10 protein-coding genes and 1 riboswitch are annotated in these 12,145 nt (G+C 61.0%); of the genes, 3 read left to right on the top strand and 7 right to left on the bottom strand.

The genetic code is table 11. The annotated features are described in order from the left end of the window. Together AC1D1Z_RS12285 and AC1D1Z_RS12290 are read right to left on the bottom strand one after the other, a co-directional pair. Positions 1-1,589: pilus assembly protein TadG-related protein (locus AC1D1Z_RS12285; RefSeq protein ID WP_477850678.1), on the bottom strand; the 1,589-nt coding region annotated here is incomplete at its 3' end. A 7-nt stretch (positions 1,590-1,596) separates the two neighbouring features. Continuing rightward, the gene (locus tag AC1D1Z_RS12290) at positions 1,597-2,019 is read right to left on the bottom strand and encodes a TadE/TadG family type IV pilus assembly protein (RefSeq protein WP_130758827.1); all 423 of its coding nucleotides are present in this window, start codon (positions 2,017-2,019) and stop codon (positions 1,597-1,599) included. 367 nt (positions 2,020-2,386) lie between these two features. Here AC1D1Z_RS12290 and AC1D1Z_RS12295 point away from each other — a divergent pair, with 367 nt between their 5' ends. Next, entirely contained in the window at positions 2,387-2,785 is a 399-nt protein-coding gene (locus tag AC1D1Z_RS12295) for a GFA family protein (protein ID WP_113542094.1), read from the top strand. A 92-nt stretch (positions 2,786-2,877) separates the two neighbouring features. On the opposite strand, the gene AC1D1Z_RS12300 is transcribed toward AC1D1Z_RS12295, so the two are convergent. Continuing rightward, positions 2,878-3,408 (bottom strand): DUF1003 domain-containing protein, encoded by a 531-nt coding sequence (locus AC1D1Z_RS12300; protein WP_026188414.1) that lies wholly within the window; start codon positions 3,406-3,408, stop codon positions 2,878-2,880. A 192-nt stretch (positions 3,409-3,600) separates the two neighbouring features. Between AC1D1Z_RS12300 and AC1D1Z_RS12305 the strand changes: the two genes are divergently transcribed. Together AC1D1Z_RS12305 and AC1D1Z_RS12310 are read left to right on the top strand one after the other, a co-directional pair. Further along, positions 3,601-5,280, top strand: coding sequence for an NAD+ synthase (locus AC1D1Z_RS12305; protein ID WP_130652518.1), 1,680 nt, complete (start codon positions 3,601-3,603; stop codon positions 5,278-5,280). A gap of 25 nt (positions 5,281-5,305) precedes the next feature. Further along, positions 5,306-6,133 (top strand): TolB family protein, encoded by an 828-nt coding sequence (locus AC1D1Z_RS12310; protein WP_477850650.1) that lies wholly within the window; start codon positions 5,306-5,308, stop codon positions 6,131-6,133. On the opposite strand, the gene AC1D1Z_RS12315 is transcribed toward AC1D1Z_RS12310, so the two are convergent. From AC1D1Z_RS12315 to AC1D1Z_RS12330, 4 genes are all read right to left on the bottom strand, one after another. Continuing rightward, positions 6,130-7,191 (bottom strand): 3-deoxy-7-phosphoheptulonate synthase, encoded by a 1,062-nt coding sequence (locus AC1D1Z_RS12315; RefSeq protein WP_130758825.1) that lies wholly within the window; start codon positions 7,189-7,191, stop codon positions 6,130-6,132. The two genes, AC1D1Z_RS12310 and AC1D1Z_RS12315, sit on opposite strands and share 4 nt — an antisense overlap. Positions 7,192-7,590: 399 nt before the next feature. Next, on the bottom strand, positions 7,591-8,172 hold the full coding sequence (locus AC1D1Z_RS12320; RefSeq protein ID WP_115157465.1) for a hypothetical protein: 582 nt from the start codon (positions 8,170-8,172) through the stop codon (positions 7,591-7,593). A gap of 60 nt (positions 8,173-8,232) precedes the next feature. Further along, complete coding sequence (locus AC1D1Z_RS12325) at positions 8,233-10,107, bottom strand: methyl-accepting chemotaxis protein (protein ID WP_130652515.1); 1,875 nt, start codon at positions 10,105-10,107, stop codon at positions 8,233-8,235. A 269-nt stretch (positions 10,108-10,376) separates the two neighbouring features. Further along, positions 10,377-11,780 carry an MFS transporter gene (locus AC1D1Z_RS12330; protein ID WP_130758824.1) on the bottom strand — a complete coding sequence of 468 codons (1,404 nt, stop codon included), beginning with the start codon at positions 11,778-11,780 and terminating at the stop codon, positions 10,377-10,379. A 174-nt stretch (positions 11,781-11,954) separates the two neighbouring features. Next, a riboswitch (cobalamin riboswitch) is annotated at positions 11,955-12,142 on the top strand. The last annotated feature ends 3 nt before the right edge of the window (positions 12,143-12,145 follow it).

The raw sequence follows: 12,145 nt of genomic DNA on the forward strand, positions 1-12,145 counted from the left end.
GCGCTCTGCACCACTGTTTTCGATAGGCCGATGCCGAGGCCGAGAATGCTGACCTGGATATCGGTCTCCTTCACCAGCGACGCCATGGCAGAGGTCAGCGTGTCCTTGGTCGAAACGTTCTTGATGGTCTTTGCCGCGATGTCGGCCGGCTGGAAGGTCAGCTTGGTCTTGCTGAGATTGGTCAGGTTGACATGGGCGAGTCCGGAGACGCTGAGCAGCGGCGCGTTCATCATCGTGGCGCGGCTGACACGCGGCGCGCTGCCGAAATTGACGAAGGCGTTGGGATCGACGTCGCCGAGCGACAGTTCCGCGACGCCGGGCACGACATCGACGCCGACGCTGGCGTTTCTGGCGCCGCCGCCGAGACAGGAGATGCTCGCAAGCTTGGCCTCGGCATGGGCGACTTCGAGATAAAGGGGCACGCGCACCTTCAGCCCGGCAAGCGAATTGGCGCCGAGCGCCGAAACATCGAGAGCCAGGCGCACCTGTGCGGTGCGGACGGTGGCGCCGGTGGCGCCGATCCCGTTCGAAGCGGCGTCCTTCGGCATCTCGCCGATCGCAAGCGTCAACTTGACCGTGGCAAGTCCAGGCACGGAGCCGTTGAGATTGGCTGCGACCTGCTTCTCCTGGTTTGCCGCAACGGCTGCCGCCGAAACAATATCCATCACGCTCGCCTCGGCCGAGAGGTGAGAACCGCTGCCGATGAGGCGCTCGCCGGCCGGGCCGAGGTTGAAGAGATCCTCGAGCCTGATCTTGACCTGCGAGGTGCCGAGCGCCTTTTCGATCGCGTCGAGCGCCTTGGTGACGKTGAGTGTCAGGCCGCCGGACTTGCCGAGCGTTTTCAGCAGGCGCGGATAGGAGATGTCGGTTGCCAGCAGCTCGTCATAGGTGCCGGCGGTGAGGTTGAGATCGGTCGCCAGCATATCGAGGAAGGGGAGCAGCTTGATATCGGCTGACGTGAGCGCCTCGTAATCGGCGACCTTCAGCGAGAGACTGGTGCCGAGCAGGCTGCCGAGCAGCGTGTTCAGCACGCCGCCATTGAGGCTTGCCAGCCGCGAGCCGATCGAGAAGGCAGCGAGTTTGGAGGCCGAGGCGGTGCCGACCGCCCTGAGGTTGGGAGCGGCGGCGAAGGCGGTGGCGAAGATCAGCTCCGCCTTCTGAGTGATGCCGACCTTGACGGCGTCATAGGGCTGGATGCCGGCGGCAAAACGGCTGCCGAGCGGTACCGAGGCATCGGCGAGATAGGTGCCGGGAGTGAATTCGGCGACGGCGTCGAATTGCTTGAGATCAGCCGTTGCCGGCAGCGAGCCCGTCTTCGTCGCATAACCCGTGTTGGTGCGGACGGCGATGTTGACGCCGTTCTGATCGAAATTGGCGACGAGGTTGTCGGCGGCGTGGCTGATGTCGGCGGCGGCGACGATGGCGCCGATATCGCTCAGCTGCTGCAGGCGGCGCTGCTGCAGCGTCATCATGCCGTAATCGACGCCCAGGCCGAGCGAATAGAGGATGAGCGGGGCTGAGATCGCTGCCATGATGGCGATATTGCCTGATGCATCGGTGGCGAAGCGGCTCAGGCGGGCCCCGAACATCGGCATCTCACAGGCCTCCCATCCGGATGGTCGCGAAGCGCCGGATCATGTGGTCGGGCAGGGGAAAGGTGTAGAGGTTCCAGATCGGCAGGTTGACGGTGTCATATTCCGCCGTCACGGTGAACTGGTTGGCATTGCCGGGGTCGGTGGTAACGGTGACATGCAACTTGCTCTTTTCGAGCAGCGGATGGTCGATGGTCGACTGGCTGATGAAATCATCGACCAGCTGCGATCGCTCCTGGCTGGTCATGCCGGCAACGGCGGTGCGCGCGGCATCGGCGGTCAACTGCTGCACTGCATGGGATGCGCTCAGATAGATGCCGTAGGCGATCATCGTCAGTACCACCAGAAGGAAGAGCGGCGCGACAATGGCGAATTCGATTGCTGCGGCGCCACGTTCGTTCGAAGGGAAACGTTGGAAAATTCTCATTTTTCACCTCGCAGGCTGACCGTGCAGAGTATCGATCAACGGTTGTGACTCTAGAGCCGTGGAGGTTAATTTTGGATTATCTAATAAACGTTTTGGATGTATTAGATTATTATGAAGTTCCTTTGTTTTGTTAGGAAAATAGCATTTTATTGAGGAATTTTCCTTATGTTGCAACCTATGGTGTGTTTCCGTGTTGGCTCGGGAGGTGCGCGCATAAGGAAATGCTACTTCCTGCTCCGTGCCGAAGTGTTGGCGTGATTGGCACAGGGCCGGCGGCCTTCAAGATTCCTGATGGTTCGTTCAGGGAAATGGATTTGACGCCRGAGCAGATCGGCGGCAACGTTCCCTTGGAAACAGCGGGGCGACGATGACCGAACAGCATACAGGCGGCTGCCTTTGCGGCGCCGTGCGATTTTCAAGTACGGCAAAGCCCGGACCTGTCGTCGGCTGCCATTGCTCGCAATGCCGCCGGCAGACGGGACTTTATTATGCCGCGGTCAATGTGGCGCGCGCGGCTCTGTCGGTAGAAGGCACTGAGGCGGTTCGCTGGTACCGGTCGAGCGAGGAGGCGCAGCGCGGCTTCTGTTCGAATTGCGGCTCCGCGCTGTTCTGGCAGGCGGACGGATCGGCGGAGATTTCGGTCATGGCGGGCGCCTTCGACACGCCGAGCGGCCTTGCCTTCGGCCATCATATCTACTGCGCCGACAAGGGCGATTTCTACGAGATATCGGACGGCTTGCCGCAATATGCGGTGAATCCGACTTAAAGGGCGTCGCATCGGATTCATGCGACGCCCTTTAGGTCTTCATTTGATACATGTCGTTATCACCACCGCTGCACACTTTTGGGCGACATGCATTAGCCCTTGGCGGCGAGCGCGGCACTGAGGCGGGCCACGTCCTCGCGTAGCCCCGTCAGCTCGGTCAGTACATGCATGTCGATCTTCTGATGCAGGGAGAGCACTTCGAGCTCGGCCTTGAGATTGACCTCATAATCCTTGGCGGCTTCGAAGCGGTCGCGCTCAGCCTGACGGTTCTGCGACATCATGATGATCGGCGCCTGGATGGCGGCGAGCATCGACAGGATCAGGTTCAGGAAGACGAAGGGATAGGGGTCGAAGGCGCCGCTCACCAGAATGATGGTGTTGATGACAGTCCAGGCGACGAGGAAGACAAAAAAGGCGATGATGAAGGACCAAGAGCCGCCGATGCGGGCGATGCTGTCGGCGATGCGCTCGCCGAAGGAGGCGTCGGCTGAGAAGGCGGCGTTGACGTCGGTCGAGATGACCTTGCGTTCGTGCGCTTTCGCCAGCACGCGCTTTTCGACGTCGCCGAGTTCGTCGGCCGGCTTGTCGAAATGATGGTGCACGAAGTCCGAAAGATTAGACATTGCCTGTTTCCGATGCCGGTTGTCGATACGGTCGCTTTCGGCGCCAGTATTCCGCTCCGCTAACAAATTGCAATGCGTATCGATGCCGCGCTGTGCCATGCGCGATCCGTTCATAAAAATTTCGTCGTCGCGAAGTGTCGCTTTCGACGCGAACGTGTTGCGGTCGCGAAAGGCGCAGGCTAAATAAATGACATGACACAGGAAAACGCTCTTTCTGATATCTTCCGTATCGCCATCGGCCAGCTCAACCCGACGGTCGGTGATGTCGCAGCCAATCTCGCGAAAGCGCGCGAGGCCCGCGCCGATGCGAGCCGGGAGGGCGCGCATCTGCTCGTCCTGACCGAGCTTTTCATCTCCGGCTATCCGCCGGAGGACCTAGTGCTGAAGCCCGCCTTCATCCGTGCCTGCTGGAAGGCGGTCGAGAGCCTGGCTGCCGACACTGCCGATGGCGGACCCGGCGTCATCATCGGTTTTCCCCGGCAGGACGAGACCGGGCGCTACAATTCCGTCGCCGTGCTCGACGGCGGTAAGGTGATTGCGGTGCGCGACAAGATCGACCTGCCGAATTACGGTGAGTTCGACGAGAAGCGGGTCTTCGACCAGGGTGCCATGCCGGGGCCGGTGAATTTCCGCGGCGTGCGCATCGGCATTCCGATCTGCGAGGATATCTGGGGCGATCTCGGCGTCTGCGAGACGCTGGCCGAAAGCGGGGCTGAAATCCTGCTGTCGCCGAACGGTTCGCCCTATTATCGCGGCAAGGTCGATATCCGCCATCAGGTGGTGCTGAAGCAGGTGATCGAGACCGGGCTGCCGCTGATCTATGCCGCCCAGCTCGGTGGGCAGGATGAACTCGTCTTCGACGGCGCGAGCTTCGCCTTCAATGCCGACAAGTCGCTCGCCTTCCAGATGAGCCAGTTCGAGACCGCGCTGGCGGTGACGACATGGAAGCGCGGCGACAGTGGCTGGCACTGTGCCGAAGGGCCTATGGCGCATATTCCAGAGCGCGAGGAAGCCGATTACCGCGCCTGCCTGCTCGGCTTTCGCGACTACGTCAACAAGAACGGCTTCAAGACCGTCGTGCTCGGCCTTTCCGGCGGCATCGACTCGGCGATCTGCGCGGCGATCGCCGTCGACGCGCTGGGCGAAGAGCGGGTGCGCACCGTCATGCTGCCTTACCGCTACACCTCCGAGGATTCGCTGAAGGACGCGGCCGATTGCGCCAAGGCGCTCGGCTGCCGTTACGATATCGTGCCGATCGAACAGCCGGTGACGGGTTTCAGCAGCGCGCTCGCCAGCCTTTTCGAAGGCACGGATAGCGGCATTACCGAAGAGAACCTGCAGAGCCGGGCGCGGGGCGTCATCCTGATGGCGATTTCCAACAAGTTCGGCTCGATGGTGGTGACGACGGGCAACAAGTCGGAAATGTCGGTCGGCTACGCCACGCTCTACGGAGATATGAACGGCGGCTTCAACCCGATCAAGGATCTCTATAAGATGCAGGTCTATGCGCTTTCCCGCTGGCGCAACGAAAACGTACCGCCGGGTGCGCTGGGACCCTCCGGCGAGGTTATCCCGCAGAATATCATCGACAAGGCGCCTTCGGCCGAGCTTCGTCCCGACCAGAAGGACCAGGATTCGCTGCCGCCCTATCCCGTTCTCGACGATATTCTCGAATGCCTGGTGGAGAAGGAAATGGCGGTCGAGGAGATCGTCGCGCGCGGCCATGATGTTGCGACCGTCCACCGGGTCGAGCATCTGCTCTATCTCGCCGAATACAAGCGGCGGCAATCGGCGCCGGGGGTAAAGATCACCAAGAAGAATTTCGGTCGCGACCGGCGCTATCCCATCACCAATCGGTTCCGGGACCGCTGAGACCATAGAAATATCGGGAGGAAACATGCGCAGCTCGGTCGAGATCTACAACGTCAGGACGGGCAGGGCCCGCGAGGTCTGGCAGACGGAGAAACTGGTCGAGGCGCCAAATTTCTCGCCCGATGGTTCCTACCTGCTCTTGAACGGCGACGGGCTGCTCTATCGGTTGCCGCTCGATGGCGGCGAGGTGGTCAAGGTCGATACCGGCTTTGCCGTCAACTGCAACAATGATCACGGCATTTCGCCTGATGGGACTGAGATCGTCATCTCCGACAAGACCGAATTCGGCAAATCGGCGATCTATATCCTGCCGATCGAAGGCGGCACGCCGCGGCTTGTCACTCAGAACCTGCCGTCCTACTGGCATGGCTGGTCGCCGGATGGGCGCCAGCTTGCCTATTGCSGCATCCGTAACGATGTCTTCGATATCTACACCATCTCCGTCGATGGCGGCGAGGAGACGCGGCTGACGCATGGCGAAGGCCGCAATGACGGGCCGGATTATTCCGCCGACGGGCAATGGATCTATTTCAATTCCAGCCGCACCGGGCTGATGCAGATCTGGCGCATCCACCCCGACGGCACCGGGCTCGAGCAGGTGACCTCCGACAATCAGGGCAACTGGTTCGCTCATCCGTCGCCTTCGAATGACAAGGTGTTGATCCTCTCCTACGACCCCTCGGTTTTCGACCATCCGCGCGATCTCGACGTGCGGCTGCGGCTGATGGACATGGGCGGCGGCAATCTGAAGACGCTGTTCGAGCTCTTCGGGGGGCAGGGCACAATCAACGTGCCCTGCTGGTCTCCTGATGGCGAAGAATTCGCCTATGTCCGCTATTTTCCAGTGGCTTAACTGCGCGTCCGACGGCGCTCCTGGGCGGATTTTGCCAGATCCTCCAGAACTGCGACCGACATATCCCAGTCGATGCAGCCATCGGTGATGGACTGGCCGTAGACCAGCGGCTTGCCGGGAACGAGGTCCTGGCGGCCGGCGACGAGGTTGCTTTCGATCATCATGCCCTTGATGTCGCTGTTGCCGGCGGCAATCTGCGCGGCGACGTTCCTGACGACGAGCGGCTGGTTCATCGGATCCTTGCCGCTATTGGCATGGCTGGCATCGATGAGGATGCGCGGGGCGACGCTGAGCCTGACGGCTTCGCCGGTGACCGCTTCGACATCGGCCGCTTCATAGTTCGGCCGCTTGCCGCCGCGTAAGATCATGTGGCAGTCGTCATTGCCAGTCGTCGAGGCAATTGCTGCCTGGCCGTCCTTGGTCACCGCCGGGAAGTGATGCGGCTGCGAGGCTGCGAGGATGGCATCCAGCGCGACGCGAACGCCGCCATCGGTGCCGTTCTTGAAGCCGATCGGGCAGGAAAGGCCGGAGGCAAGCTGACGATGGACCTGGCTTTCGGTCGTGCGGGCGCCGATCGCACCCCAACTGACGAGATCGGCAATATATTGCGGCGTGATCGTGTCGAGGAATTCGACGCCGGCGGGAAGACCCATCGCATTGATATCGAGCAGCAGGCGTCTCGCAATCCTCAACCCTTCCTCGATCCGGTAGCTGCCGTCGAGATGCGGGTCGTTCATCAGGCCCTTCCAGCCGACGGTCGTGCGAGGCTTTTCGAAATAGACGCGCATGACAATCTCGAGATCGTCGGCGAAGCGGCGTCGCTGTTCCTCCAGCCGTGCGGCATATTCCCGAGCCGCAACGGGGTCATGGATGGAGCAGGGGCCGATGACGACGATCAGGCGATCGTCTTCGCCCTGGAGGATCTTATGGATCGCATCACGGTTGCTGGTCACGGTGTCCGTGACAGTAGCATTGCGGTGAATTTCCGCGATGATATCGGCAGGTTTGGTGAGTGGGGTGATCTCGACGATACGCAGATCATCAATGGTATCAGACACGGTATGGCTCCTGTTTGGTCATACCGTGCGGAACAAAAAAGCCGCCAGGTAGACTAGCGGCTGTTCGGGTTGTCGTCGCGTCGAATTCAGTTACGCATGGACCCGCATCCGCTGAGAGCAGCGGTACCAATAAAATCCCAAGGCGTTGATTGATGTGATCGACATGGGGCGTATGTAGCGCCACGCCTGCGTGATGTCACGTAGAATTTTCTGTCTGAAAATCCAGCGCTCCGGGGGACGGCGACGGCTTCTGCGGAGGGACACCCCGGCGAGGCAAGAAGCGCGTCGCACTCGATCTCGTGCATGCGACGCGCTCTAAGCTTTGTTTAAACCTGTCGCTCTAAAGATGCTCTCGGGCGACGGTCATTCGCACTGTTCTAGAAAACGCAGTTCCTGAGATCACAGGGCGTCGACGTTCACGCCGACGGTGATGGCGCCGATCGGCGTTCCCGCGTCGTCTGATATCGTGACGCTTGCCTGCGACTGGAGCGTCTGGGTCGATTCATCCTTTTCGATCTCATCGACGAAGACGGCGTCCTTGCCGGCTCCGAAGGACTTCTGGAACTTGCCCTCATCGCCCTGCCAGTAATCGGATGTGGTGTCGCTTTGACCGACATTCAGCCCCTTTGCGTCCATGACGAAGATCTCGGTGATCTTGCCGCCAGAAGCTTCCTTCTTGCCCTGAAGGAATTTCGACAGCGCATTGTTGAGCACGCCGTCGATCATGGCGTGGTCGGAGCCATCGACTTCGGCACGCCACTTCTTGTCGAGGGCGTCGATATCGGCAGCGCTGAGATTGGCGTTGGCAGCATTCTGCGCCTTGACGGCCTCGATGATGGCAGGGTCGTTCAGCCAGGGCTTTACGTCGCTCGTCACGTAGTCGGAGATCGGGGCAAGCTTGGCATCCTGTGCCAGGGATACGCCCATCGGCATGGCAAATGCGGTGCAGGCCAAAAGAAATGCGGGCACGAGTTTCGTCATAACTGTTTCCTTCCTGATTATAGGTTGTTGAGAACTAAGGCTTATCGGGCGAAGACGACGTCAGAACTCCTCCCAGGCCCCGGGAGCAGCGGCAACGGCGGCATTTCCTGCATGCCGCTGCACGGAGGCTCTCGGCTCGGGACGAGATTGGCGGGTGGGTTGAACGGCTTTAGGCTGGCTTGCCGCAGACGCGCCGACGATGAACCTGCCGGCCGAGTCCTGCAGCAGGCGTCCTTGCGACAGTAGTTCGTGGCAGGCCGCGTTGGTTTCCTCGACCATTGCCGCGTTCTGCTGTGTCGTCTGATCCATCTGGTTGATCGCGCTGTTGATTTCCTGCAGGCCCGTCGCCTGTTCGCGATAGGATTGGACGATGGAAGCGATGCTGTCGCTGATGCGGTTGATCTGCTCCTCGATCTTCAGGAGGGCATCGCCGGTCTGGTTCACCAGCCCGACGCCCGCAGCAACTTCGTCGCCGGACACATTGATCAGGTTCTTGATTTCCTTGGCTGCATTTGCAGACCGCTGGGCGAGCTCACGCACTTCCTGCGCAACAACCGCAAAACCCTTGCCGGCTTCGCCTGCACGCGCCGCCTCGACGCCGGCGTTCAGCGCCAGCAGGTTCGTCTGGAAGGCGATTTCGTCGATGACGCCGATAATGCGGCCGATCTGGCTCGACGAGGTTTGAATCCGGTCCATCGCCCCGATCGCATCACGCACCACCGTCGCCGAGACATGGGCGCTCCGCTTTGTCTCCTCGACCAACTGCCCGGCATTTTCAGCCCGTTGCGACGATGTTCTGACCGTCGTGGTCACCTCATCCAGTGCGGCGGCGGTCTGTTCCAATGCTGCTGCCTGTTGCTCGGTCCGCCTGGCGAGTTGATCTGCGGAGGTCGCCAGCTCGCTCGAGCCGGTTTCAACCGCCACGGAAGCGGTCTTGATCTCTGTCAGAGCGGCCGCGACCGCATCGACCATGTTGTTGAAATCCTGCCGCAATTTATCGAATTCGGGACCGACATCGGCCAGGTGTATCGAGAAGTCGCCGGCGGCGAGCCCTTCCAATGCATTCGCGAGAGCGTTCATGACCAGCCGTTGCGTGTTGCTGGCCTCTTCGGTCAACAATGCGTTGCGCGCCCGTTCGGCGTCGAGCGAAGCACTCTGCTCGGCAGCGGCCTGCTCTCTCTCGACTTTCGCAATCGCCTCGTGACGGAAAACTTCCAGTGCACGCGCCAGAAATCCGATCTCGTCGCCATTTTCCCTGTAGGTGACGGGAGAGACCAGATCGCCTTTCTGCAACGCACTAATTCGTTCGCTGATCACCCTGATGGGCCGGCCGACCAGGCTGCGCATGGCGAGAAGGAAGGCAACGACGGCCATGGCGGTGATCGCGGACTGCGTGAGCAGCGAAATGAGAACTTTCTGCCTGACTTCGGAAGCAATTTTTTCGACAGACCAGTTCGTGACGATGTAGCCGGTGGCCTTGCCTGCCTTATCCAGCGGAAGCGGCGCGATGATCGTGACCACGCCGGCGGAGGTTCCGCTATCATCGACAGTCGTCTTTTCCGGTTTCGCGCTGAGACGCTTCGCCAGATCGGCGGGTGCAGGCAAACCGTTGATGCCGTCGCGTGTCCACGTATCGACGGAGGCCGGTTCCGCGTTGAATGCGGCAAACTGTACAAGATCGAGCGAGGGGTCGTCGCGGTAGAGCGAATAAGCCTCGCGAACGGCGTTCGCCTTCCCCCATTTCACGCCGCCGGCGGCCAGAGATGCAAACTGCTCCGCATCCTTGGACCAGTTCGCCTTGGCGCCATCTATCAACGCCCGGGTTTCGTACATCCAGGTATAGGTGGCGAAAGCGGAAATGCCGCAGAGGTTTACGGCAACGATAATCGCCGCCAGCTTGGCTGTCAGAGGCATCGTTTTCAAAAATTGGAACATTCCGCGGCGGCCTAGAATTGCGGCTCAGTCGGACATGTTCCCGACTGGCGTATCAATACGGGCATCGACGCTGACGGTCGCATCACGAGCGCTCATGCCCATGTCCAGATAGCAACCCAAAACGCGCAAACGCAGTGTGTATTTGATGTGTGAATAAATCATAAAGTAGAAAGGAATGCGGGGCACACGCGCGCCATTCGCCTTGCCTCCCCCTGCGCCGAGCCTTGCGAACCGGTGGGTGTAGGAATGCTTCCATTGCGCCGGGGAGATCAGCTATTTTCCGCCACGGCCTCTTTCGGCTCGACGTGCCGGCGCTTGCGGCCGCGCGCCGTCAGTTCAGCGCCGGCATCGTGGGGCAGGCGCAGGAAGGTGATGCAGGCCAGCGACGAAATCGCCGAGACGCTGAAGAAGGCGATGTGGAAATCCGAGACCAGCAGCCTGCCGTCGTGAAAGCTGCTGGAAATTTCGAGTATGCCGCCGGCGATCGCCACACCCATCGCCATGGAGATACGCTGGGCAACGGCATTGATTGCGGTTGCCTGGCTGCTGTCGGCATCATCGACATCGCCGAAGGCCATGGCGTTGACGCCCGAGAAAGCCATGGAGCGGAACAGGCCGCCGATCAGCAGGCAGGCCATGATCAGGAACAGTGGCGTTTCGGCGGTGAACAGGCCGTTGATGCCGAGGAAGATCGCCGCCAGCAAGGTGGTGAGGGAGATCACCGTGCGGAAGCCGAAGGCATTGAAGGTGCGCGAGGCGGCGAATTTCGAGCCCATGGAGCCGAGCGCGCTGACGCAGGTGACCGAGCCCGATTGCAGCGGCGTCAAGCCGAAGCCGAGCTGGAGCATCAGCGGCATCAGGAAAGGCAGGGCGCCAAGTCCCATGCGGAAATTCGAGGCGCCGAGGATCGCCGCCCGAAACATCGGGTAGCGGAACATCTTCGGATCGAGAAGCGGATAGGGCACGCGGCGGGCATGCAGGAGGTAGAGGAGGCCGGCAAGGATGCCGATCGCAACCGTGACATAACCGTAGATAACGGGCACGGCCGGCAGGCTGATCACCGACAGGCCGAAGACGAAGCCGGAGAAGCCGAGGCCGCAAAGAAAGAAGCCGGGGAAATCCATCGGCCGGGGACTGCGTGGCTCAACCGCCGGCAGGAAACGGGTGACGAGGATGATGCCGAGCACGCCGATCGGGACGTTGATCCAGAAGATCCAGTGCCACGTGAGGTAGGTTGTGAGGAAGCCGCCGATCGGCGGACCCATGATGGGACCGATCAACGCTGGAATGGTGAGCCAGGCCATGGCATCGACGAGTTCGTGACGCGGCGTTCCCCGGACCAGCAGCAAGCGGCTGACCGGCGTCATCATCGAGCCGCCGGCGCCCTGGATCAGGCGTGAGATCACGAAGGCCGTGATCGAATTGGAAAAGGCGCAGGCGATCGAGCCGATCATGAAAACGAAGATCGCCATGCGGAAGATGTTGCGCGCGCCGAAACGATCGGACATCCAGCCGCTGATCGGGATGAAGATCGCCAGCGCCACGAGATAGCTCGTAACAGCGAGCTTCAGCGCGATCGGCGAGGTGCCGATATCGGCTGCGATCGCCGGTAGGCTGGTGGCGATCACGGTCGAATCCATCTGTTCCATGAACAGGGCGACCGCAAGGATCATGGGCGTGAGGCGGGGCACGGGCAACCAAAGTGCAAAGAGAAAAAGTGCGGCGCCATGGGCGTCGGTCAGGATCGGTTTGTTTCTAAGGCAGCGATGCGCCTCTGTCCATGAAGTCAATGTCGCATGCAGCGTGTCGGCGGCATGAGGGCCGGCTTGCCGCCGCCGCGCTTTCCTGAAATAGATGCGCCGTCAGGTGCCCGCCGTCCAGGCGGGAGAATCGGGAATCCGGTGCAAAGCCGGAACGTGCCCAACGCTGTAAGGCCGACGCTTGCCGCTTCATCACGCCACTGGCTTCTCGCCGGGAAGGCTGCGGCAGACGGATGAAGCCGAGTCAGAAGACCGGCCTGGCTAGATAGACCGATCCG

This window comes from Rhizobium sp. P1_E1 (assembly GCF_056406015.1).